Genomic DNA, 23,979 nt, shown 5'->3' with positions numbered 1-23,979 from the left:
TCGATCTCGGGCGCGCCGAACGCGCAAAGCCGTATCGAACGGTTCGGGAGGCAGGGCATGCGAGATCGATGAAGCGGTTGTGAAACCAAGCCGTTTTTTTCGATTTGGCAGGTCAGCGACCAGCCCAAATGGTCCGCATTTGTGATGTCTGTCACGCGGTTCAATGCCAGGTGAGTGTCCGTCCCGCTGGAATCGAGGTTTCCACTTGAAGGAATCCCTCCGTCACGAGCTGATCGGGTCGTTCGAACAGGCGTGGCAAAAGCTTGTCGATGGGTTGGGGTGGATCCTGATCGGTACACTTGATGCCCACCCAGGCATTGCGGCTGGTGTTCTTTGCCGCGTACATGGCCGAATCCACGATGCGCAGCGTCTGCTCCCAGGTCAAGGCGCGCGGGTACTTTGGCCAGAACGGGAAGCTGACGAAGCCGATGGAACAGGTGCGTTTGATCGTTTGGCCGTCGCCGATATCGAACGCGTGATCCTCCACGATCTTGCGCATGCGTTCGGCCATGAGGGTCGCGCCTTCGGGTTCCGTTTCGCGTCCCACGATCAGGAATTCCTCGCCACCCCATCGAATCAGGAGGTCGTGTTCGCGGGCGGCCTTTTTCATCAATCCCTTCATTTGGGTGAGCACGCGATCGCCGGCGTCGTGCCCGTGGGTATCGTTCACCTTTTTGAAGTGATCCAAGTCGATCAACAGGAAATTGAGGGTCGCCTTGGGCGGCAACGAGTCGTCGTGTTCTTTTTCCCATTGGGTATAGCGACGCAGGATCTGGCTGACGTCCTTGTCCAGGAAATTGCGCAGGTAGCGGCGATTCCCCATGCCGGTCAGCGGATCGGTGCTGCTCATGTGCTCCAGCTTGCGGTTCATTTCCTGAAGCGCTTCGTTCTTTTCCTTCAATTGCGCGGTGCGTTCGCGAACCTGGGCTTCCAACTCGCGATTGGTCTGTAGAAGCAACAGTTGGGTGCGTACCCGCAGCAGAATCTCGTTTTTCGATACCGGTTTGATGACGTAGTCGTTGGCACCGGCCTCGAAACCGGCCTCCAGGTTGGTCAACTGGTTCCTGGCCGTCAGGAAGATGATCGGAAGCTCGGCCATCGAGTGGGTTTGGCGCAGTTTGTGGCACACCTGATAACCCGACATGCGCGGCATCATGATGTCCAGCAGGACCAGGTCGTAACCCTTGCCCTCCTCGAAGGCGCGCAATGCCGAAGGCCCGTTGGCGGCTTCGGCCAGGGCGTAATCGTGGAGGGACAGATGGTTGAGCAGTACCTGGCGGTTGACCGGTTCGTCGTCGACGATCAGGATCCGGAATCGGTCTTTGCCGCCGATTTTCGCGATCGGGGTTTCGGTGGCCTGATCGTCCGGCAGGATGCGATGGACCGCGGTGACCACGGTTTTGGCTTCCAGCGGCAGCTCCTCGATTTCTCCGCGCCAGACCGGCAGGGTGAATTCGATCGTGGCACCGGGTCCTTCCTTGGGCAGGACCTCGATGTCCCCGCCGTGCAGCCGCACCAGCCGTTTGGTGACCGCGAGGCCCAATCCGGTGCCGCCGTAGCCGCGATTGGTATTGCCGTCCAGTTGCTCGAACGAGTGGAACACGCGCTCGCGGTGCTCCTCCGGAATGCCGATCCCCGTATCGTCGACCCGAATGGCGATACGGTTCCCTTTCATTCGCGCACTGACTTTGACGTGGCCCGAATCGGTGAATTTGATGCCGTTCCCGATGAGGTTGTAGAGGATCTGCTGTAGTCGGTTTTCGTCGGCGTCGGCGAAAAAGGTGCTTTCGGAAATGGCGTTGAGCAACACCAGGTCTTTGGTGTCGATCAAGGGACGGGTGAGGGTCAGGACCAGATCGGTAATGGCGTGCAGGTCGACGGCCTTGCGATCCAATACCAGGTCCTTGTTGCGCAGTTGGGAGAAATCCAGGATGTCGTTGATCAAGTTGGCCAGGCGCCGGCCGCTGTAGGCCACCATCGAAAGGTTGTGGGCCACGCCGCGATCCAAGGGGCCCGCCGCGCCCGCCAACAGCGATTCGGTCAAACCCACGATGCCGTTGATCGGGGTGCGCAACTCGTGACTGGTGTTGGCCAGGAAGTCGTTCTTCAAACGATCGAGCTGCTTGAGCTTGTCGACGGTCAACCTTTCCTGGGCGAGCAGGGCTTTCTGGGCGCGCCAGTAGTAGAGCAGCAGGAGGATGGTCACCAACAGCGCCAGGAACGAGGCCAGCGTGAGGAAAAAGGTGCGCTGGCGGCGCGTTTCCATCTGTCTCAATTGGTTTTGGGAGCGCAACTCGGCGATTTCCTTTTGGTGTCGAGCCCGTTCGAACTCCGCTTGGAGGCGCTCGATGTCCGCCCGGGTCTTCTCACCCAGAAGCTTGTTCGTCAGGGCCTCATGGCGCTTTCGGAGGGTCAGGGCCGCCTTGTAGTCTCCTTTCTCCTCGTAAATCTGCGAGAGAATCCGCGAGCATTCCTTCACCAGGCCCGGATTGTCGATCTGCCTGGCCATGCGCAGCGATTGCTCGATGGAGGATTGGGCCTTGTCCAATTGACGATTCGCCAATTGGAGTTCCCCCAGGTAGCGAAGCGTGGCGGCTTCACCGGGTCGGTAACCGATCTCGCGCTTGATCGCCAAAGACGCGTGGTAGGCCTTTTCCGCTTCGGCCAGGTCACCGGACTTCTGGTGGAGCAGGCCGATATTGTTGAGCAGAATCGATTCGCCCATGCGGTTCCCCAGGGATTTCGCCAAGTCCAGGCTCTTCTGGTAGGAGGCCAGGGCCAGATCCTTTTCGCCCCGTTCGCCATAGACCAAGCCCAAGTTGTGGTAGGTCTTGGACATCAACAGCGGTGCATCGACCTGGCCGTCCAGCGCCCGCGCTTCCTTGAGGTACCTGAGCGCCTTGTCCAAGTCGCCCTGGTTCAAATGAAGTAAACCCAGGTTGTTGAGCAGGCCGCCAAATTCCTCGGGATCGTCCAGGTCTTCCTGGACGCGATAACTTTCCAGGTAGAATTCCAGGGCCTTTTGGTTGTCGTATTGAAGGTAGTGAACGACGCCGGCCTGACGGAGCGCCCGGGCCAGGCCGCTCCGGTTGCCACTGGCGCGGGTTTCCCCGATGGCCTTGATGGCTTGCTCGAGTGCTCTGGCGTAATTGCCGCGATTCGATTCCGCCTGGCTCAGGACGATGCGGGCCTCGAACAGGAGCTGCTTCCGGTCGCGCTCACCGGGAGCGGGCTTTTGGAGAAGCCCGAGCACCTGTTTGGACAGGGCGATGGCCGCCTCGGGATCGTTGTCTTTGAGCCTGCCGGCCTCCTCCAACAAGGCTTCGAGTTCGGAACCCTTCTCCGCTGCCTTGGCCTCCGGCGTTGGCGCCTGCCGCGAAGGCACAGGGGCGTCCTGTGCGCGGGCATGCGGGATCGCGAGACCTGCCCACAAAGCAGCCCACGACAAAAACAAGATGATGAGACAGGGACATCGATTGGGAGTCATTCCGTTGTCGATCGAACTCCTGTGAGGGATTCGGATTCATCTGATTGGGAATTGGACTCCATTATACCCGAGCCTGACCTTCGACTGACCAGCCGATTGGTGAGAAAGGAACGCCAAGTCAAGGGTCGTCGATGCGAAAAGGGATTTCGTGCAGGTAATGATCCGGTCCCCCGACGGCATTTTGTCGAAGGGGCATGTCGAAGGCGCGCACCAGGTTGTTTCCGGCCAGATCCTCGAGCCGGGTGTCGACCAGGAGGGTGTAGGTCCCCGGTTTCCAGGCCTGCCCGGGAACGAAAAGCAGGGACTGGTCGTTTTGCGTGGGTTGGGTGGTGCCCGGCATTGGTGTCCGGCCGTCGGACACCACCGAAACGAGCCGAAGCGCGAGCGGAATGTCGACGGCTTCGTCGAAGTGGAGGGTGAGCGGTTCCAGGGTCCCGGGAGTCGGTCGGCTCACCTGCCAACGATTGGGATCGGGTGAGTCGTGATCCTCGGGGCCCACCTCGAAGGAAAACCGGTGATCGGCGACCAGCGGTGCGGCCGAACCGTCGATCATCTCTTTGGCGACGGTCAACGTGTAGCGTGTACCTTCCTTCAAGGGGAGACCGTCGCTCAAGCGCGGCTCCACGCCGCGTTTGATGCGGCCCGGATCGAAAAAAAGCGTGAGTCGTTTGCCTTCCGGATCCCATAACTCCTGTTGAATCACGACGAACGGTGCCTTGGCGGGTTGGCCGTCCTGATCGAGGAGCTGGATGTGGCGGTAGGCATTGCCGCGGGTCATGGGACGGCTGAACCCCACGTACAATTTGAGTTGGTTGGCCGGCAGGGTATGGACTCGCGGGTATATCGATTCGACCTTGGTCACCGGTGTCTTGGGGATTGGGCTGAACGAGAATCGGTGGGTTTCGGTGGTCTTGGGTGGAAGGGTCCGGTTCGCGAGCGTGGAACCGCTCGTTTCACCCAACCGCGTCAGTAGAAGTGCGAGTGCCTCGCCGTCGAAGACCGCCAGATGGGGATGGCCCCGAGTGAACGGAAATCTGGGCTGGAAGGTCAGCGTCGACCGCGTCACGACCAAGGTTCCCATGATGGCCGGCAGGTTTTCCGGAGGACGTTCGGTCGCATCGGTGAAGTAGACCGACAGGACTCGCGATGCCGCCAGGTCTTTGGTGGTGGCTTGTTTCAATTGGGCGAGTACCTCGCTCGAGAGGCCCTGCACCGCGACGGTGTCGCGAGAGGTGTCGAAACGAATCGGATTCGAGGGTTCGGAACCCGCGCCGAAGGACCAGGACGTCACCAGCAGGCAACACATCGTGACCACCCAAAAACGAAGTACATGCGCTCGGCGTTCCCGCAGCCCGAAAAGGTTCGTGGTGCCCGGTAGGTTCGGCGGCCCGCCGAACATTTGGGCGAAAGTCGCGCAGAGCCCGCGTCGCAGAACTCGGGGAGAGCGGCCCCCACAGGACCAGGTACGAGCCAGGCGAGGTACGGTCGAACTCGAAGGGATCGCGTGGTTCGAAACCCATGAATCGTGACGGAACGAATGGCGTATCATCGGCGGAACAACTCCATGGCCAGGTCGGAGCACACCAACTCCGCCCGACCGGATTCCGGCGGATTGAGCCGAGGTGGCTTCCGACTGATTGGGTCGATGGAATCCGCCCCTCGCGAGGGCGGACCCCGATCTATTCAGGTTCGGTTCGCGACCATCCAGCCCGTTAATCCCTGCCGAAGCAGAGATCCCGAAGCCGGACGGGCGCGCGCTAGAGCCAGGACTTGTCGTAGCTGTACATGTTCAGGTTGCCGCCGGCGCCGCGCTGCATCATGACGATGTACTTGTCGTTGAGCACGTCCATTTGGAGTACTCCGGCACCGGACCGGTCCTTGTAGGGAACCCCGGCCTTGTGCGGCACTTCCTTGGTGATGCCGTCCTTCATGGAGGCGATGTCGCCCGCGTCGAAAATCATCAGGGTGCGGTTGCTGTTGGACAACAGGACCTTGGGTTTGCCGTCCTGTACGAAGGCCACCATGTCCAGGGGATTGTTGCCCGAACCCAGCTCGGCCAACGTCTTGCCGCGCACGTGTTCCTTGTCTTTCAGGTCGGAAACCGGAAACGACACCAGCGGAGTGCAGAGGTAGGCCGCGAGCAGGTGGGGTTTCCCGTCGATGGAATAGGGGATGAAGGTGCGGACCGGGGAGGCCGTTTCCCATTTTCCGTGGGCGCCGTGGAAGATCTCCAGGCTGGTGGAGGTCGATTTACCGGCGAAGGGGAAGGGTAGGACGCGCATCGACGAAGCGAACTCCTCGTTGGAAAGGCCGGCCACGTAGAGCTTGTTCTCGTGGAACGCCAGATCGGAGATCACGTCCGATCTCTTTTTGGTCTTTTTCCATCTGTGGACCGCGTCGGTGCCGATCGGATTGGGAATGTCGGCGGAAGTGTGGGCCACGTTGTCCAATTTGACTTCCTCGAATTTGCCCGTTTTGTCCATGCGCAACAGGATGGTGGCGTTGGCTACGTCGTTGGGCACGAAGAAGTGCGACTGCCAATGGGCTCTGCCGCGGGAAACCGAGAGATAGACGTTCTGCGAAATCGGGTTGACGGCCATGTCGTGAATCATGACCTCGTTGGACGGCACGCCCAGCAGCGCGGCGATGGTGCCCTCCACATCCGTGTTCTGTTTGACCGGATCCTGGTTGGACGCCGGAGTGCGGTCTTCGGTATCGATGGCGTAGACTCTGGCAGCGATCGAATCGCCGGCGAACAGGATGCCTTCAGGGCCGAAGGCCAGGGCGCTCAAAGATTTGGCTTCAAGGGGTTTTCGTTCGAAATTGGCGCGGTAGGCGGGTGCTGCCGCCAGGGCCCATAGGCTCATGCTCAATAGAATCAATGTCGGAAGCACTTTGACCGAAAGCCCGGCCCCACGTCTGGCAGTGGCGAAAGTCGGGTTCAGATGGTTCTCTTGGTGTCTCAAGGGTTCCTCCCTTTGGATTTTGAGTCCGAAAGCCGCATGAATAGCCAGAAGCGGTTCGGGGATGGATCCATCACCGAAGGGTCGTGGGTACTCGAGAGAACGAACGCGCAAAAAGCACGGGTGCGCGCCCGTTTTCCGCTCATGTGGACCCGAATCTCGACCGTCGGTGCGAAATGGAATGGATTGACTCACCCTAACATACGAGAACTTTTGACCGATGTCCCAAACCTATTTCTCGGCCCAGCTCGATGCCAGGGCCGCGTCGGCTACGAAGGGCACACCGGGCACCAACCAGGCGATACCCTCGGTCATCGATGCCACCAGGACCTCCTTGGCTTGTTCGGCCTGGTCCTCGCTCACTTCGACGATGATTTCGTCGTGAATGATGGCGACGATGGCCGCGTCCAGTTCGGCCGCCTTCACTTTGTCCCAGAAGATGCACAGCGCACTTTTCAGGCCTTCCGCGGCGGTGCCCTGAACCGGGGTGTTGAGCATTTCGGTGATGCGCATCTTCTCGCCCTGGTAGGAGCGCAGGCGGCCGCCGGCCGTGCGCACGTAACCGCGGCGCCGTCCTTCCTCGCCCAGTCGCTGCTGCCAACGGGCGATGCCGTGGTAGTTCTGGAAGAACCGGTCGCGAAAGGTGGTGGCTTCCTCCATGGAAAGTGCGACCCCGTAGGAGTTTTTGGCCGAAGCCTGAAGGCCCGCCGCGCCCATCGCGTAAATCAAACCGAAATTGATGGCCTTGGCGGCCTGGCGTTCCGACGAGGTGACCTGGTCGGGTTGTTTGCCCATCGTCAGGGCCGCCGTCAGCCGGTGTAGGTCCTCGCCGTTGCGGTAGGCCTCCATCATGACCGGATCCTGCGACAGCCCCGCCGCCACCCGCAGTTCCACCTGGGAATAATCGGCCATGACGTAGCGATAGCCGGGCTCGGGTCGAATGCAGGAACGCACTTCGGCTTCGCGCGGCACCTGCTGGATGTTGGGGTCGCTGCAGGCGAAACGGCCCGATGGGCTGGCGATCTGGTGATAGGTGGCGTGGACTCGACCGGTTTCGGGAGCGATCGCCTGCTCCAGTTGGTGCAGCGTGTTGAGCACGATCGAGCGATGGCGATAAGCCAGGAGCGACTTCAGCCAGGGGTGTTTGTCGAGATAGGGGCGAAGCTGGTGTTCCGATGTGTCGCGCACCTCCACGCCCGCCCGTTGGAGCGCCGGCAGTAACTGCTTGGGCGAATGTAGGTTGAGGAAGCTTTCATCCTCGAACAGGCTCTCGGGGTCGCGCAGGTGCTGCTTGACCTCGGTTTCCAATGCATCCAACTCCGCTTGGAGGCTCGTGGTCAGGGGCTTCAAGCGCTCGCGATCCACGAAAATGCCGCGCAGTTCCATGGCCGCGACCGGAACCACCGTTCGAAATTCCAGGCTGGTGACGCGCTTCAGTTTGTGGGTGGCGATCGCCGCGTTCATCGCCTGGTGTAGGTCCAGCAGCAGTTCCGCCTCGTCGGCGGCGGCCTGAATCAAATCCTCGTCGATCTCGTCGCGCTCCCACAGCAGCTCCCAGGTCGGTTCGGGAGAGCTTTGCAGAAAGCGCTCGGCGAGATCTCTCAAACGGTGCTGAAAGCCGCGTCGGCCCATCGCCAACAGTTGACCGGCGTGATAGGTACAGAAAAGTGGTCGAGGAGCCGCGTTCCACCGCTGCAGAAAGTGGCGTGCGGCAAACTTGGCGTGGTGGAACACCTTGAGAATGTTCGGATCTTCCAGTAGGGGCACCATGGCGTCGCGACAATCGACCGAACCGGCGTCGATGATGAAGATGTCCTCGCGGGTCGCCACCTGGATCCAGCGCATCGGCGAACGCCATGGGTTGGCCGGTTCGGGCTGGGCGGTCTTCAACGCGATGGCGACCACCTTGGCCTGCATCACCCGCTGGAAATCCGCCAAATGCGCTTGTTTGGTCATGTGAATCAACGCCATGTCACCACCCGTTCCGATGTACCGTGCTCGCCGATGCGTTCCGTGGGGGACGATCGGGCAACCATTCTAACCCGCCGACCCGCATTTCTCACGGTGTCCCTGGCTGGAGGGTCGTGACCCATGAAAAATGCGGGGTTCGCCGGTGCCGAACTCACGGCGGCGCGGTTGCATGCGGCCGGATCGGGGGCGGTGAGGTGCGTCTTCCGGGAAGGGGACTCAGTTCGCCGCGGCCTCCTCTCGCGGCTGGCGATCGTTTTGCGGTGCCCGCATCCGAGCCGGGGCCAGCTTGAAGTCGGTGCGCCGGTTCAGTTTCGTGACGGCCAGAAAGTTGCCGGACAAAACCGCGCGCGCCTCTTCGTAGCTGTAGCCGACCCGCTCCATCGAGGCCAGGGTGCGCTCCAGGTATTTTTGCGTCGCACCGGGGAAACCGGGTCCGTCCGATCCGTAGATGACGCGGTCGATCAGGCCCGATTGCTTGGCCGTGGCCAGGATTCGGTCCATCTGCGAACCGTCCGGATCGTGGCTTTCGGTGCCCAACGCGGATATCTCCAGGTAGGCGTTGGGATATTGGCGAGCCAGGCGGAACACTTCGTCGATGCCGTCCACGTCCTCGTCGTTGAAGTCGTATCCCATGTGACCCAGGATGAAGCGAACCTGGGGGAAGCGGCGCAGCGTCCCTTCCACGAAGGACGGATAGAAACTGCGGTAGTAGCGTTCACGTGCGGCATCATCCTCGAAATCCTCGAAGCTGCGCAGCGGGCTCGAGCCGATGTGGTGGTACACCGGGGCGTCGAATTCGGCTGCGACCCGGTAGATCGAGTCGAAGGCCGGATTGTCCAGGGGCTCCACATTGTGGGCGAACGCCAATTTGATGCCCACCATCTTGGGATGTGTCAGCGCCTGTCGCAACCGGCTCAACTCGTCCGCTTCGCGCGTCTCCCAGTCCGTTTGGTTCAGGCTTGCGAACCCATAGAAATACGGCACGCCGAGATAGCGATTGCGGGCGTCGTCCAGGTAGTCGATCACCGTTTCGTTGTCCTCGATGCCCCATGCTTCGGGTGTGTACACCGCGAACAGGACCGCCGCGACCACGCCGGCCCGACGGCACTCGTTCTTGATGCCGACGAACGGCGTGTAGGGATCGCGGGTCAGGGCGGCGATGGTGCCGGCGAGGGCGCGCTTGAGATCTTCGGGCAGCGGCAGGGGAATCGCGTCCAGTACGAATTGTTGGCCCAAGGGGCCCATGTTCTCGAAGCGACCGGAGTGCATGTGCATGTCGATCGCCTGAATCGGCTGGTCCCGGTAGACGGGATCGAAGATGTGTTGGTCGGTGACCCATTCCTCTCCACTGAAGAAACGGTTCAGGTCGAAATCGGCGGGATCGCCGTGGGCCAGCGCGGGTGCTGCAAGGATCGGGATCCAGAGAACCAGCAGGCGGTGCAAGGCGGATCGGAAGTGACGAATCGAGGGCGTGGTAACCATGTGAATTCCTCCTCTGGCCATGCCCCCGTCGAAGGGGGCGCGGCATTGAGCGGGATTATCGACGCATGCGTCACTTTTTCTTCTCAAAGTTGCCTTAAAGTCGACAAAGCTATTGAATCATGGGTGTTACGTGCGGAAGTTCGGCTTTGGAGCAAACTGAAGAGGGCGCCGTTCAGACTGAAACCCAAGCTGAAATAGCGTCCGGATTCGCTCGTCGATCGAGCGAGGTCACGGATTCTTGGCAGCGGTGCCGGTGTCCGGGCGCTGCCGATGGGGATTTGACCCTCGGATTCCGGGCCGCTCGTGCTAAGGTTCTATTTTCTTAGATTTGGCAAGGAAATCCGGCCCTGTCGCCAAGGGCCGATCACCCGCGACGAAAGGGAGTGAACCGATCGTGAAGCAGCACATCTGGAAATGGTATCTGATGCCTTGGTGTATTTTTAAACCCTTGTTTTTACACGCCTTGGCCTGCTTCGAGAGTTTGCTGGACAAGGGCGGTACCCGCACGTTGCTGGTGGTGCTCGTCAGTTTGGTGATCTTTTGGCACATCTATACGCCGATTCATGAACTGCTACACGTTGGGGCCTGTCTTGCCGGAGGCGGCACGGTGACCGAGCTGGCCTTGAAACCCCAATACGGAGGCCATCTACTGGCGCGGATTTTTCCATTCGTGGTGGCCGAGAGCGAATACGCCGGCCAGTTGACCGGCTTCACCACGCCCAACTACTGGGTTTACGCCCTCGTGGATCTCGCGCCCTACGTGCTCAGCCTGCCCGGCATCCTGTTGCTGGAGTTGTCGCGGCGGCGAAACTGGGCGCCGCTCTTCTCGGTCGGCATGGTGTTGGCGTTCGTGCCGCTGATGTCGGTGACCGGAGATTACTACGAATTGGTTTCACTGGTCTTCACCCAATTGGCGGAGGCGATGCGACCCGATTGGCCGGCGGGGGTGCTGATCGCCGACGACTGGTTCAAATTGATGGGCGATCTACGGGAAGCGGGGCGCCTGGACGCCGTCTCGGGATCCCTGGCCGTGTTCGGCCTGTTGGCCGGCATTTGGGCGGCGATGGTGACCCTGGCGTGCCAATGGCATTTGGCCGTTCGCGTCTTCGGGGCGGGCTTCGACACGCCCACCGCAAGCCGCGTGGATACGGCCGTCTGAGGCGCCCATCCGGCCCGCACGTCGGCTCTTATAGAAAACGGATCGCCGGATGGGCGCGGTTTCAGCAATCAGGTTTCAGGCGTCAGGTCTCCGCGATCTCTGCGAACTCTATATGTAACAAACTCTGTAAAGCTCGAAGATAAAGATAAAAACCTAAAAAGGCGGATGTGCGGGGAGTTCGTCGAAAAATGTCGGCCCGGCGGGCCAACTTACTGCAACGACGCCCCTCTCACAAATGCGGGAACTCCCAAACGATTCGCTTCGATTAGTTACCCACCTGAAACCCGGTGGTCCGGCAATCCGGCCCCCGGCCTGGGCGGCGACTCGGTGGTGGAAAGGGTCTTTTGCCAAAAACCGTGCCGGATCGGATTCAGCGCGCCCCTTCCGAAACGGCGCCGTGAAACTCGCGCAAAGCGGGTCCTGACGGGGCCTTCCCATGCCAAACTCTGCTAGAATGGAAAACCGCACGGAATGACAACAGCGAAGTGCTCACCCGGTGATCTGGCCGTCCAGGAGTGTGCAATGCGGCCGGGGAGGGAGACCCGGTGGGGTCGTTTGCTGCCGGGCTCAATCTCAGAAAAAGGAAGACTAAATCTATGAGCGTTCAAGCATTGACGGTATTGAGTGAAGAAGAGCAGCTCCTCTACGATTCCGTTTATGAATACGCCTTGGAAAAGATCAAACCCAAGGTACACGAGATGGATGAATCGGAAAAAATGGAGTCCGAATTCATCGCCGATTTTTTTGAAAACGATTACATGGCCATCGAGATCCCCGAACAATACGAGGGGCTGGAGTCGGGCTTTTTCAGTGCAATCCTCGTGATCGAAGCCCTGAGCCGCGTCGATCCGAGCTGCGGCGTACTGGTGGATGTCCACAACACGCTGGTCAACAACGCGGTCAACAACTGGGGCAGCGATTCGTTGAAGGCCAAGTATTTCCCGCAGTTGGCCACCAAGCGCCTGGGCGCCTACTGCCTCTCGGAGCCGGCCTCCGGTTCCGATGCCTTCGCCCTCAAGACCACCGCCAAGGACATGGGTGACCACTTCGTGCTGAACGGTAGCAAGCTGTGGATCACCAACGGCTTGGAAGCGAGCATCTTCATCGTGTTCGCCAACGTGAATCCCGAAGCCGGCTATCGCGGCATCACCGCCTTCGTCGTCGAAGACAGCTTCGAAGGGTTCCGTCGCGGCAAGAAGGAGAGCAAGCTGGGCATTCGCGCCTCGTCGACCATGGAACTTTCCTTCGAGGACATGAAGGTTCCCAAGGAGAACGTGTTGGGCGAAGTGGGCAAGGGTTACAAGGTCGCCATCGAAACCCTGAACGAGGGGCGTATCGGCATCGGTGCCCAGATGATCGGTCTGGCGCGCGGCGCTCTGGACGCGGCCGTCGCCTACGCCAAGGAACGGGTTCAGTTCGGTCAGCCGATCGCCACCTTCCAGGCGGTGCAGCACGAAATCGCACGCATGGAAGCCGAGTTGGAGGCCGCCCGACTGTTGGTCTACAACGCCGCCCGTCTCAAGGACATGGGCCAATCTTTCCTTCGCGAAGCGGCCATCGCCAAGCTGAAGGCCTCCGAAGCGGCTGAATTGATCACCTCTCGCTCGTTGGAGCTGTTCGGTGGATACGGCTACTCCAAGGAGTACCCGGCCGAGAAGTTCTATCGCGACGCCAAAATCGGCAAGATCTACGAAGGAACCTCCTTCATGCAGCTCAATACCATCGCCAAGCTGGCATTGGGTTGATTCGCCTGCGGGCGGGGTGGCCCGGATGCCGCTCGCGCCCGCAAAGGCGTTCATTTTACAAGTGGTTGTCACCGAAGAAGTAGTGGTAAAGCCCTGCCATGTGAGATTTCTCATCGCATAGGTATATTGTTTTGGGAAATGCTACCGATAACAGGGTTAGCTTTTGCGTACCCACGAGGCGAAAAATGTTGTCTTGGATGATTCGTTAGGCATTTGCTCTCAACGACTTGACATCCCCAGGGCTAGATTTTATGCTGTGGTTAAAATTACTAGCTTTATTCAAATTCAAGGAGCTTCGGATGATCATGGGGTATTTGAGACGAGGAATGCTGTTGTGCTTCTTCCTAGGAGCCATGACCGCGTGGGCTCAGATTCAGGTGGAAGACCACTGGTCTCCATATGACTATCCCAAACAAATCCCCGAGGGAACCAAGTACCATATCATTCAGGATGGCGACACCCTGTGGGATCTGGCCGCGCGTTACCTCAATGATCCGCTTCTTTGGCCCCAACTCTATCAGGCCAACACCTACATTAAAGACCCCGATCTGATTTACCCCGGCGATCCCGTTTTCCTGGATATCGGTGTCGTGGTGACCGATGAGTCGATCTCCGACACCACCGACGATGGCGACGGCACGTCCGGCGAGTTCACCGAAATGGAGGAATTCGCCGAGGCTTCCGAGGACGATGGCGATTCCGTTTCCGACCGCTCCGAGGAAACCAGTTTCCTCGACGATTCCAGCGAGTTCGTGATCCTCCCGGCCGGTGACCGCTCGGACATGGAGTGTTCCACCTATCTCTACCCGATGGGATCGCGTAACGAAAAATTGCCGTTCGATTTTCAGGTGATGGGCGGCGAAAACCGCACCATCCGCTACTACGGTACCGATGACATCATCTACTTGAACAAGGGTCAGGACTTCGGCGTGAAGGCCGGTCAAATCTACAGCCTGCGTCGCGTTCTGCGGCCGGTGACCGATCCCGGCAAGCGCTTCGGCGGCAAGTTCCTCGGCATGGCCGTGGATCAGGTCGGTCGAGCCAAGGTTCTGGCGGTTCAGGGATCTAGCTGCACGGCCATCGTGATCGACGGTTGTAGCGAGGCCAAGATCGGTGATTTCCTGGTGCCTTACGAGCAGGAACCCATCCCGCTGATCACCGAATTACCTGTCATCGATCGCTACCAGGGCATCAACGTCGACGATTCGGGTCGGATCATCATTTCCGAGGATGACGTCATGTCCTTCGGTAAAGGTCATCTGGCCAACGTGGACCTGGGCATCGAGGAAAACGTGGCGCCTGGCGATCTCTTCGTCATTTTCCGCGACAATCCCTCCAACAACAACCGGGCCGGCATCATCCTCCCCGAGTTGTACCTGGGACAGGCTGTCGCACTGAAAACGGGTCCCAAGTCGACCGTGGTCAAAATCATCGAAGGTGTCACCGATATCCACGTGGGTGACCGGGTGGTTCCCTACACCAACGCCTTTTCGCAAAGTGGTGGTGGCAGCGAGTAATCACCGCAGTTCGAACCAACAAAAAAACCGGCTCTCCCACGAGAGCCGGTTTTTTTATGCCCTGATTCATGCGAGGAGTTCCCGCTCGTTACGAGGAGGGGGAGCAAGCTGCTCCACCAAACGAAGGTCGTCATTTTGGAGTACCCGCCTCATGGAGAGGGTTGCCATGGCGGTAGGTTGGCCCGCTGGGCCGACATTTCGAAGTGACGGAAGCCGCAAAAAGCCAGTTGTCACAAGAGCGAAGCGTGGACCTCGGCATATCCGCGTTCATCGAAGACGGCGGTACGAAAAACCCGTAACCCGAGGGTGGCGTTGGGCCTGTAGGTGGAGCAGCCTGCTCCACCAATCGAAGCAACCCAAGATGCCACAGGTGATTACGCAGGTGAGCGAAGCGTGTTCTGCCCGTCCCCTGTGTTAGTCGAAGTATGGCGAGCCAGAGAACCACGTATGCCGAAAGAGACGTTTTCAATAGCCGTGTTTCCCTGGTGGGTACGCGACATCGTTGCGAGCCCGCTTCCGCGTCGGCGGATTAATCAAGGTCGGTAAAGCGAACTGATGACCCGACTGGCCTGATTTCCCACGGGCTCTTCCTACGGACACACTTCGATGGGGGTCTGCCAAGCGAATACAGGGGCTTCGCTCCTAAGGGGGGCACAAAATTGTTGCCGAGTCGCTTGAAAAAGTCGGCCCAGCGACCGTGCGGGCCCTGACCTACGACACTCTGGGGGATACGGGTACTCCAAAATGGTGAGCTTCGATTGGTGGAGCAAGCTGCTCCACCTACAAGCGCTGCGGCTCTCACTAAATGCGGGTCCTGTGAACCTTCGCCTTCGATCGTCGGGTGAATCGGAAAAAATGAGCTCCGCGCTCGAGGTGTGTGCAAACTTGTCACGGAGTCGCTTCGAAATGTCGGGCCAGCGGCCCAACTTACCGCCATCACGGCACTCTCTACATGCGGGAACTCCTGGGTTAGTCGCTTCGAAGGGTCGGGCCAGCGGCCCAACTTACCGCCATCACGGCACTCTCTACATGCGGGAACTCCTGGGTTAGTCGCTTCGAAATGTCGGGCCAGCGGCCCTACCGGCCGTGCCCTACCGGCCGTGCCCTACCGGCCGTGCCCTACCCACAGCACGACGCCTCCCAAAACATGCGGGAATTCCTGCCCGAATCGCTTCGATGGGCTCAGGCGACCGCCTTCTGGCTCCGGATGGCGGCCTTCAGCGCCCGGCCCTTCATCCAAAACGACACGCTACCGATCGACAGGGTGATCAGGTAAAACGAGGCGCGGTGCAGCAGCGCGCCCGCGGCGGCGGCCGTCTCGGGAATGCCCGCCAAGGGGTAGAGGGTCATCAGGAATACTTCGGTGACCCCGATGCCGCCCATGACACCCACGATGGTGCCTCCGAAATAGGCCAGCATGAGAATGACCGCGACGAGCGGGATCGCGCTGGTGATCCCCAGGGACTTCAACACCAATGCGTTGGAGAGACACAACATCGCGAAAGAGCAGGCGGACAGAAAGATTTCCACTCGGAACCATTGACCGCGGGTTCCCGAGGTCAGCAACGGGCCCAAAAGGGGAGCCAGCCACTGGCGCGTCTCACCATTGGACTCCAGCAGGAACCGGTTGGGCACCCAACGATCCAGTTTCGCCTGGATGTGCGGCCTGCTGATGCCGCGCCACAAATGGGCGCGTCCCCAGACCAGCGCCGCCAGACCCATGAGCAACAGCCCACCCAGGATGGGCAAGGTGCCGCCCGCCAGCTTCACATCCAAAAACAGGCCCGACCACAGTGCCAAGATCCCGAACAGGAACAGGTTCCCCAGCAGCATGGAGATTTGGTCGGCCAGGGTCCAGCCATAGGCGCGGCGCATGGGCCAGTCACAGGTCTTGGCAAGGTAGAAGCCGCGGAACAGGCCGCCGGCGAGCTTGGCCGAAGGGGTCACCAGATTCAGGAAGTTGTTCACCATGATGAGGTGAAAGATGTCGGACCACACGAACCGGTGCTCGCGCCGCAGCATGAGAAACCACTTGACCGCCCAGACCAGGAAGCGCCCCACCAAGGGCAGCAGCGAGAGCGCCAGCCAGGTCGAATCGGCCTGGCGGGCCGTTTCCCACACGCGCATGGGTCCCAGTTCCAGAACATTGCGGATGACGTAGCCGAGACACAGCGCCACCAGGATGAACTGAAGCCAAATGCCCCATCGGGGTTTGGCTTTTCGGGCAGCCTTCGGCTCGGTGTGACTTTGGATATCGGGCAATGCTACTTCGTGTCCTTGATTGGGGTGCGGGGAGGTGCGTCCCTCATTTCGAGGTGAGCTCGGACACCCTGTCCGCGGACGCCGCATCCGCGCGCTCTGGATCCGCGGATACCGCCGGCTCCGGATTTGCGGGCTTCACCAGGTCGGGATGGAGCTCGATCAGTTCCTCGGCGATGGGGTAGGGTGTTTTGCGAAGTCCCTGCGGCAGGACCAAACCGGCACTGACGATCAATTTGACGGCTTCTTCCACACTCAGGTCCAGGACCCACAGCTCGCGGGGGTCGTAATACAGCAGAAAGCCGGTGGTCGGGTTGGGCGTACTGGGCATGAAGACGCTGACCATGGGCTGGCCGAACAGGTTCTTGGCGGCCGGCAGGTTTTCGTTGGTGATGAACCCCATGGCCCAGGTCCCCTTCTTGGGGTATTCGAGCATGACGACTTTCTTGAACGATCCGGCCGTCCGCTGGAACGAGAGGGCGTCGATGATTTGCTTGGTGCCGCCGTAGACGCTGCGCACCACGGGCAGGCGGAGCATGAGTTTGTCGATGAGATCCAGGAATTTCTTGCCGAAATAGAAGCTGGCGAGCCAGCCCACGAGGATGGTGAAAACCAGGACCAGGATCAGGGAAACGAAAGTGACGAGCCAGCTCGGCACTTCGAAACCCACGACGAAAAATTGCAGAAACCGCTCGACGAAGGGACGGGCATATCCCTGGGTCTTGCTGATGAGGATGCTGAGGACCCAATAGGTCACACCGATCGGGAACAGAAACAGAAGTCCCGTCAGAAAGAATTTGCGCAATTTGTGGGGTCGGGTTTTATCGGTCGCTTTGGCCATGTTTCTGAGATCCCTTTTGGTTTTGTTCGGCCATGATCTTCTCACCGAGAAGTGCCCAAAATTTGGCCACGTATAGGTAGGCGGAAACCAAGGAGAGTAACAACGCCGCATAGGCGGCATACAAACCGATCTTCAAGAAAATATCGGACACACCACCGACAAACAAAAATGACAATGCAATGACCTGAAACGTCATCTTCCATTTTCCCGTCTGCCCGGCCGCCAGCACGATCCGCTCGGCGGCGAGAAAGGCCCGCAACCCGGTGATGGCCATTTCGCGGCCGATCATGAAAATCACCAACCAGGCCGGCACGAACCGGTGCTCGAGAATCACCAGGAAGGCGGTCAGCACCAGGAGCTTGTCGGCGAGGGGATCCAAGAGTTTGCCGAGCATGGTGATCTGATTGTTTTTGCGGGCCAGGTAGCCGTCCAACCAGTCGGTCAACGAGGCGATCAGGAAAATGGCCAAGGACACCCAGCTATTCCAGGGGGAATCCATGTAGCTGAAAATCAAGATGAAGGGGATCAGCGCGATGCGCAGCAGGGTAAGTTTGGTAGGACCGTTCATGGCGACAACTCTTCTTTGATCTTGTAATCCAAAACCAAAGCCCTCCGAGGCTTGGGAAACATGAACGGAAAGCGCATCCGGCAGCGGACCCAAATTTGGCGAAAGAGTAACACGAAATCAGTGACGATCATACGAGAATGTAGACTCAATGATGGAGGCGCCTGGGCCTGGTGAGCCATGCCACAAAATGGCTCTCGACGGGACTAGCGACCGGTTTTGCGAACGTTTTGGCGAATCCAGTCGAGGAATTCGTCTTTGCAATGTTCCACGGAAAAGGCCACGATTTCGGGAACTTCGTAGGTATGGAGCTGCGAGATGACCGCCGAGACATCGGTAAACAGGTCGCGGGTGGTTTTGAGGATGAGCATGTTTTCCTCATCGTCGAAAACCTTACCCTTGAAGCGGTAGATCGAGCGCATGGTCGGCAAGATGTTCACGCAAGCGACGAGTTCCTGTTGAATCAACTCTTCGGCAATGGTGATCGCTTGCTGTTCTGAACCGACGGTCGTAATGACCATGATGGCATCTGTCATGTTTGAAAACCTCGTGCCATTTTGCACTGAAGGATTATAGGTTTGGAATTTTTTGACTGTCAAGCTTTACACAAGCGCGGGTGGCCCAACGTAAACGGCCATAAATCAAAGCTTTTTGGACCCCTTTGCGGAAGGGTCTCGGCATGCGGGGCGGCGGGACACCGGCCGCACCGGTGGTCGACCGCATCAAAAATCCTTGCTGGATGCGCTCTTTGCGATCCCGATCGAGTCGGGCCGGACCCACGGCCGATCAGTCGATATAACCCAGCGATCGCAGCATCTCCAGATCCTCGTCGGCGAGGTGGAGATCGTTCTCACTCGCCTGGTTCAAGCCGCGCTCCACTTCGAGGGCCCATGTCTCCAACGCTTTGGAAGGCTTGGACTTGCGTGGTGCCAGATTGGCCAACTCCGCGGCATCGTTCTCGAGGTCGAACAGCCGCAGGGTTTGGCTGCGGACCCGCAGGCTTTCCTTGACGCCGCCGGACAGAATGCCCACTTCCAACAGGCCGCGTCGCCTGCCGCGTTCGGCCGCCTTCAGCGACTGGACCGCACCGCGATGGGCCTGGTGGTAGGTCGTGCGTGTGGTCGGCGGTGGGCTGTTGCCGCGAATGACGGCGCTCCAATCGAAACCGCGGTAATGGTGGGGGATGGGCATGTTCATCAAACCCAACAGGGTCGGCGGGATGTCCAGGTTCATCGCCGGCGCCCGATACACGGTTCCCGGCTCGATGACCCCCGGCCAGATCAGGCCCATGGGAATGCGCAGGCAGGGTTCGTAGAGGTTGCGGCCGTGACCCCAGTATCGATGCTCGCCGAGGCTCTCGCCGTGGTCGGAGAGAAACACGATCAACGTGTCGTCGATCACACCTTCTTCTTCCAGGCGATCCAACAGCAACTGGATTTGATGGTCGGTGAAGGCGATTTCGGTATCGTAGCGATCCGATTGGGTGGCCTTCTCCTGTTTGGGAATGCCCAGGCGGCCGGCGAACTTGCGGTGGAAACGATAGGGCGCGTGGGGCTCGCTGTAATGGGCCCACAGCAAAAACGGCTTTTCGCGATCGCGATGGTTCAGCCAGGTCGCAGCGTTTTCGGAGATGTCTTCCGCGGTGGCCTCGCTCAACAACATGCCGAACCAGCGTTTCCGCGTGAACACTTCCCCGTAGTGGTCGAAATGTTCGCCCAGACCCGTCAACTTGGTGCGCAGGGTCCAATTGCTGACGAAGGCGGCGGTGGCGTACCCCTGGGCTCGCAGCAGTTTCGGCAGCGATGACAGGTCCGGCAACATCGGGACGCCGTTGCGAGAGCTGCCGTGCTCGTGGGGATAGAGCGCCGTCAGCATCGAAATGCAGGCCGGGGCCGTGAGCGGCTCCACCGTGCGCGCCCGCTCGAACCGCAGGCCGCGGGCCAACAGGCGGTCGATGTTCGGCGACGTGGGGCGCTCGTAGCCGTAGGCCGAGAGCCGGTCGCTCCGAAGGGTGTCGACGGAGAGAATCAAGATGTTCGGGGTCTTTACCTGTTCGACCGCTGGATGTGGATTGCCGGCAAAACAGAAACCCGTCCATATCAAAAAGGCGATGTAGACAAGCACACGGTATTGCAATGAGTTTTGACGCTCCTTGAACTGATTTCCAGTGGTAGGTATACGTCAATTGTAATCACAGATTCCTCGTGATTACCAAGTTTCACGAGGTGAAATAAGGTTCGGCGGGAGAGGAGGGAACCTGTCCGAAGCCGTGATCGGCGCTTCATGGGAAAGCACCCGATCCAGTTTTTTCATACGTCGGCGCTCGATCTGTTAAGATTCCTGTCTTGCGATCTCTAATTGATATGGAATCGTGGGAGCTTATCCGGCTTTGGGTGATCTCCGTTTTTGCGACACGAGCCCACTGGACAGGAGCTGTTCGCTGGTGGTAGTTGTTATCTAAGCGCCTGGAAATAGAATTATTGTTGAAGCGTGATGCTTAGTCCGACCATTCGGGATCCGATCTTTTGGGCCCCGGGCGTTCGGGCCTCGGCGAATCGGCGCGCTTCCGGATGCTTGTTCGTTACCGATTTTTCCCTTCAAGGAGCTGCCATGCGGTGGTCCGTTCCGCCCGTCTCGCGCGATCGGGAGCGCGAAGTGCGGCATTTCATCGACAACAAAACCAAACCCATCGGTTCACTGGGCATGCTCGAATCCGCGGCCCTGCAACTGGCGCTCATTCAAGGGAAGATGAAGCCCCGAATCGTTCGGCCCAGTTGGCTGGTCTTCGCCGGAGACCACGGCATCACCGCCGAAGGAGTCAGTTCCTATCCCTCCGCGGTCACTCGCCAGATGGTGCTCAATTTCATCTCCGGTGGAGCCGCGATCAACGTGTTCGCCCGACTGCACGGTATCGATCTGAAAATCGTCGATGCCGGGATCGCTGGAGATGTGCCGTCGCACCCAAATCTCATCGATCGCAAGATCGCCATGGGTACCGCCAACTTTTTGGTGGCGCCGGCGATGACGCTCGAACAGTGCGAGACGGCCCTGGCCACTGGCGAACACCTGGTGGAAACGCTCGCCGAGGACGGTTGCAACACGGTGGGTTTCGGCGAAATGGGGATCGGCAACACCTCGTCCGCGGCCGTATTGATGCACCTCATGACGGGTCTGCCCTTGGAATCCTGCGTGGGGCGCGGCACCGGCTTGGACGAATCCGGTGTGGCCCGCAAATTGGCGATCTTGGAACAGGCTGCCGCCCGCGTGCCTCACTGCCGGACGCCGCTGGCCGCGCTGCAGCAGTACGGCGGCTTCGAACTGGCCATGATTTGCGGTGGCATGCTGGCTGCGGCCCGCCTCGGCATGAGCATCGTGGTCGACGGCTTCATCGTGACCGCGGCCCTGTTGGTCGCCCAGAAAATATCTCCCCCTGTCCTGGATTATTGCTTTTTCGGGCATTGCTCCAACGAGCGCGGCCACCGCGACATGCTTCGTTTTCTGGATCGCAAGTCTCTGCTTCAGTTGGATATGCGCCTGGGTGAAGGCACCGGGGCGGCGCTTGCGATTCCGATCTTGCGGGCGGCCTGCGCCTTCATGAGCGACATGGCCTCGTTCGACGATGCCGGCGTGAGCCGCGCCGATGAATGAGGACCGGCCCGCCGCGACCGAGCGAGCATTCGCCGCGTCGCGCGCCTGCCCGCCGTTTCGACTGGCGGAACAGGGCCACGTGTTCTTCAACGCCCTCATGTTTTTCACGCGAATTCCGGTTCCGCGATGGGTTCGCTATTCCGAGGTCTTCCTCAACCAGTCCGCGGCCTACTTCCCTCTGGTGGGCATTCTGGTCGGGGCGGTGGGGGCGGCCGTTTTCTGGCTGGCCGCCCTGGTTTGGCCGACCTGGATCGCGGTCCTGCTGTCGGTGGTCGCCACGGTGCTGCTCACGGGCGGGTTCCACGAGGATGGTTTGGCCGATGTGTGCGATGGTTTCGGAGGCGGTTGGGGGCGCGACCGTATTCTCGAGATCATGAAGGATTCGCGGTTGGGTACGTTCGGCGCGCTCGGGCTTGGTTTGGTCCTGGGACTCAAGGTGACGGCCCTGGCCCATCTGGGCGAACCGAGCCGGGTGGCGGTCGCCCTGATCGTGGCTCATGCCGCAAGCCGGCTCGGGCCGGTTTTGATCATCTACCGCGGAAGCTATGCCCGCGCCGACCTGACCAGCAAGGTCAAGCCGATGGCCACCGGCCTTTCCACGTTCGGGCTCGGGTTGGCGGTGCTTTGGGGGAGTCTGCCCCTCGCACTGCTACCTCTGCCTCTGGTGGTGATGCCGCTTGCGGTGGTCGCGTTGGTCAGTATCTGCCTGTACCTGCGGTTTCGACGCGAGATCGGTGGGTACACCGGCGACTGCCTCGGTGCGATCCAGCAGATCGGCGAGGTGGCCACCTACCTGGGTCTGCTTGCTTTTTTATCCTGAGCGGCGGTAACTTCGGATTTTTACTACGGAGCCTCCGCCTAGGCCGGGGGCCTGGGTTTCAGATCAGAAACTAATCGAAGCGAATCTCTTGGGAGTTCCCGCATTTACGAAAGGGGCGTCGTGCCCGGTAGGTTGGCCCGCTGGGCCGACATTTCGAAGTGACGCAAGCCGCAAAAAGCCAGTTGTCACAAGAGCGAAGCGTGGACGTCGGCAAGCTGTGTCACCAGTAGTCGAAGCTCATAATTCAGGAGTACCCGCCTCATGGAGAGGGTTGCGATGGCGGTAGGTTGGCCCGCTGTGCCGACATTTATTGACGAACTTCCCGCACAACCGCATTTTTAGGTTTTTGGCTTTATCTTCGAGTTTTACATAGTTTGTTGCATAACAAGGTCGCGGACGAGGGGCAAGCCCGCTCGATTTCGGAAAAGAAAAAACGCGAAGTGAGCCGATTCGGAGAGCCTGCACGCGCGCAAGAGACGTAAAGCCTGTAGGTTGAGCAAAGATCGAAATCGATCATCGAGAGATCCAGAGGCCGGACTTCTCTGCTTCGCTCTTTTACGATTCGATCTTTCGAAGCCTGGATTACTTCGACTAGTTCATCCGGCGGATGAACCTACCTGGCACGACGAATCCCTCGGCATTCGAGAACTCCGGGCAGAGTCGTTTCAAGAGAGGTCGCGGAGGAAACGGCGTCGAGCCGCATTGTGCTGGTCACGGATTCCGCGTCACGCCGGGAGGGACTTCCCACTTCAAAAACGAACCGAAATTCATTAAGGTCGTCGCAGTGACCCTTCACCCTGGAGTCGAAGATGGAAATCTTCCTCGTTCGTCACCCTCCGGTTCATACAAAAGGTTCCCACTGCTATGGAAGCAGCGACGTTCCGCTGATTCCCGAATGGCAGAAAGGTGCGCGTGCCGCGCTTTCGCTGTTGCCCGAGTCCGGCGACGCGCAGGTCTGGACCAGTCCCTTGGGGCGCTGTACCCAAATGGCCGACCTCTACGAGTCCCAAGCCCCACGCGATGCCCGGCTTCGCGAGATGGATTTCGGTTCTTGGGAAAACCGGCTGTGGCGTGCCATCCCGCGCGCGGAAGTCGATGCATGGGTCGCCGACATCGTGGCGTACCGTCCTCCGGATGGAGAATCCTTTTTCGAGGTGATCGAACGCGTTCGAGAGTTTTGGGGCGACCGGCTTCGGCCGGAATCTGCGCAGCCCGTCGTGATCTTCACCCACGCCGGCGTGATCAAGGCCCTGCTCGCCGTGCTCGCGGGTTTGGCTCCCCACATCGCGGCCCGTTTTCAGCTCGACTACAACAGCGTGACCAAGATCGGCGTGGCGCGGGACTGGGCTCGGGTCGATTTCGTCAATCGAGTCGGCCTTTCGCCGGGCGGTGATCTCGGTCCACTTCCCCGGCCCCCCTCCAAATGATCCTGGCCAAGGCCGCCTGGCCGGCGTTATGATGCGGACTCCCACACCCTTTCGGGGTGGGATCGCCGTCGTGACATCACCTTCGGTACGACATC

Annotated in this window: 16 protein-coding genes; 6 read left to right on the top strand and 10 right to left on the bottom strand. The window is 59.8% G+C overall.

The genetic code is table 11. The features are described 5' to 3' along the window. Positions 1–160: 160 nt before the first annotated feature. The 5 genes from J3U87_RS07985 to J3U87_RS07965 all read right to left on the bottom strand — a co-directional run bounded on the left by J3U87_RS07985 (position 161) and on the right by J3U87_RS07965 (position 9,903). Positions 161–3,385, bottom strand: coding sequence for a diguanylate cyclase (locus J3U87_RS07985; RefSeq protein ID WP_237382512.1), 3,225 nt, complete (start codon positions 3,383–3,385; stop codon positions 161–163). Between the two features lie 220 nt (positions 3,386–3,605). Next, positions 3,606–4,793 (bottom strand): Ig-like domain-containing domain, encoded by a 1,188-nt coding sequence (locus tag J3U87_RS07980; RefSeq protein ID WP_237382511.1) that lies wholly within the window; start codon positions 4,791–4,793, stop codon positions 3,606–3,608. Between the two features lie 451 nt (positions 4,794–5,244). Continuing rightward, positions 5,245–6,453 (bottom strand): hypothetical protein, encoded by a 1,209-nt coding sequence (locus J3U87_RS07975; RefSeq protein ID WP_237382510.1) that lies wholly within the window; start codon positions 6,451–6,453, stop codon positions 5,245–5,247. A 228-nt stretch (positions 6,454–6,681) separates the two neighbouring features. Beyond that, entirely contained in the window at positions 6,682–8,421 is a 1,740-nt protein-coding gene (locus J3U87_RS07970; protein WP_237382509.1) for a DNA polymerase, read from the bottom strand. 216 nt (positions 8,422–8,637) lie between these two features. After that, positions 8,638–9,903, bottom strand: coding sequence for an amidohydrolase family protein (locus tag J3U87_RS07965; protein WP_237382508.1), 1,266 nt, complete (start codon positions 9,901–9,903; stop codon positions 8,638–8,640). Between the two features lie 394 nt (positions 9,904–10,297). Between J3U87_RS07965 and J3U87_RS07960 the strand changes: the two genes are divergently transcribed. From J3U87_RS07960 to J3U87_RS07950, 3 genes are all read left to right on the top strand, one after another. Next, a complete protein-coding gene (locus tag J3U87_RS07960) occupies positions 10,298–11,062 on the top strand; it encodes a hypothetical protein (RefSeq protein WP_237382507.1) in 765 nt (254 codons plus the stop codon). A 596-nt stretch (positions 11,063–11,658) separates the two neighbouring features. Continuing rightward, a complete protein-coding gene (locus J3U87_RS07955) occupies positions 11,659–12,807 on the top strand; it encodes an acyl-CoA dehydrogenase family protein (RefSeq protein WP_237382506.1) in 1,149 nt (382 codons plus the stop codon). A gap of 353 nt (positions 12,808–13,160) precedes the next feature. After that, on the top strand, positions 13,161–14,324 hold the full coding sequence (locus tag J3U87_RS07950; protein ID WP_237382505.1) for a LysM peptidoglycan-binding domain-containing protein: 1,164 nt from the start codon (positions 13,161–13,163) through the stop codon (positions 14,322–14,324). Positions 14,325–15,506: 1,182 nt separating this feature from the next. Here the strand turns inward: J3U87_RS07950 and J3U87_RS07945 are convergent. The 5 genes from J3U87_RS07945 to J3U87_RS07925 all read right to left on the bottom strand — a co-directional run bounded on the left by J3U87_RS07945 (position 15,507) and on the right by J3U87_RS07925 (position 20,125). Continuing rightward, a complete protein-coding gene (locus J3U87_RS07945; RefSeq protein ID WP_237382504.1) occupies positions 15,507–16,586 on the bottom strand; it encodes a lysylphosphatidylglycerol synthase transmembrane domain-containing protein in 1,080 nt (359 codons plus the stop codon). Positions 16,587–16,629: 43 nt separating this feature from the next. Continuing rightward, positions 16,630–17,424: a DUF502 domain-containing protein gene (locus J3U87_RS07940; RefSeq protein ID WP_237382503.1), complete on the bottom strand. Its 795-nt coding sequence runs from the start codon at positions 17,422–17,424 to the stop codon at positions 16,630–16,632. Next, complete coding sequence (gene pgsA, locus J3U87_RS07935; protein ID WP_237382502.1) at positions 17,405–17,992, bottom strand: CDP-diacylglycerol--glycerol-3-phosphate 3-phosphatidyltransferase; 588 nt, start codon at positions 17,990–17,992, stop codon at positions 17,405–17,407. The genes J3U87_RS07940 and pgsA overlap by 20 nt, the downstream gene beginning before the upstream one ends. A 203-nt stretch (positions 17,993–18,195) precedes the next feature. Then, positions 18,196–18,525 carry a divalent-cation tolerance protein CutA gene (cutA, locus tag J3U87_RS07930; RefSeq protein WP_237382501.1) on the bottom strand — a complete coding sequence of 110 codons (330 nt, stop codon included), beginning with the start codon at positions 18,523–18,525 and terminating at the stop codon, positions 18,196–18,198. A 250-nt stretch (positions 18,526–18,775) separates the two neighbouring features. Next, positions 18,776–20,125 (bottom strand): sulfatase, encoded by a 1,350-nt coding sequence (locus J3U87_RS07925; protein ID WP_237382500.1) that lies wholly within the window; start codon positions 20,123–20,125, stop codon positions 18,776–18,778. Positions 20,126–20,599: 474 nt separating this feature from the next. On the opposite strand from J3U87_RS07925, the gene cobT reads away from it, so the two are divergent. From cobT to J3U87_RS07910, 3 genes are all read left to right on the top strand, one after another. Then, positions 20,600–21,637: a nicotinate-nucleotide--dimethylbenzimidazole phosphoribosyltransferase gene (gene cobT / locus J3U87_RS07920; protein ID WP_237382499.1), complete on the top strand. Its 1,038-nt coding sequence runs from the start codon at positions 20,600–20,602 to the stop codon at positions 21,635–21,637. Further along, complete coding sequence (locus J3U87_RS07915; protein ID WP_237382498.1) at positions 21,630–22,457, top strand: adenosylcobinamide-GDP ribazoletransferase; 828 nt, start codon at positions 21,630–21,632, stop codon at positions 22,455–22,457. The genes cobT and J3U87_RS07915 overlap by 8 nt, the downstream gene beginning before the upstream one ends. Positions 22,458–23,266: 809 nt before the next feature. After that, positions 23,267–23,884: a histidine phosphatase family protein gene (locus J3U87_RS07910; protein ID WP_237382497.1), complete on the top strand. Its 618-nt coding sequence runs from the start codon at positions 23,267–23,269 to the stop codon at positions 23,882–23,884. The last annotated feature ends 95 nt before the right edge of the window (positions 23,885–23,979 follow it).

The sequence above is a fragment of the Sulfidibacter corallicola genome (assembly GCF_017498545.1).
In the GTDB taxonomy this organism is placed as follows: Bacteria; Acidobacteriota; Holophagae; order Acanthopleuribacterales; family Acanthopleuribacteraceae; genus Sulfidibacter; species Sulfidibacter corallicola.
The sequence above is the reverse complement of the archived record's forward strand: the minus strand, read 5'-3'. Positions and strand labels throughout refer to the sequence as shown.

Coding starts and splice junctions, on each gene's coding strand:
- J3U87_RS07980 (WP_237382511.1), bottom strand. CDS start 4,793: ATGTGTTGCCTGCTGGTGACGTCCTGGTCCTTCGGCGCGGGTTCCGAA.
- J3U87_RS07970 (WP_237382509.1), bottom strand. CDS start 8,421: ATGGCGTTGATTCACATGACCAAACAAGCGCATTTGGCGGATTTCCAG.
- J3U87_RS07965 (WP_237382508.1), bottom strand. CDS start 9,903: ATGGTTACCACGCCCTCGATTCGTCACTTCCGATCCGCCTTGCACCGC.
- J3U87_RS07955 (WP_237382506.1), top strand. CDS start 11,659: ATGAGCGTTCAAGCATTGACGGTATTGAGTGAAGAAGAGCAGCTCCTC.
- J3U87_RS07950 (WP_237382505.1), top strand. CDS start 13,161: ATGACCGCGTGGGCTCAGATTCAGGTGGAAGACCACTGGTCTCCATAT.
- J3U87_RS07940 (WP_237382503.1), bottom strand. CDS start 17,424: ATGGCCAAAGCGACCGATAAAACCCGACCCCACAAATTGCGCAAATTC.
- pgsA (WP_237382502.1), bottom strand. CDS start 17,992: ATGAACGGTCCTACCAAACTTACCCTGCTGCGCATCGCGCTGATCCCC.
- cutA (WP_237382501.1), bottom strand. CDS start 18,525: ATGACAGATGCCATCATGGTCATTACGACCGTCGGTTCAGAACAGCAA.
- cobT (WP_237382499.1), top strand. CDS start 20,600: ATGCGGTGGTCCGTTCCGCCCGTCTCGCGCGATCGGGAGCGCGAAGTG.
- J3U87_RS07915 (WP_237382498.1), top strand. CDS start 21,630: ATGAATGAGGACCGGCCCGCCGCGACCGAGCGAGCATTCGCCGCGTCG.
- J3U87_RS07910 (WP_237382497.1), top strand. CDS start 23,267: ATGGAAATCTTCCTCGTTCGTCACCCTCCGGTTCATACAAAAGGTTCC.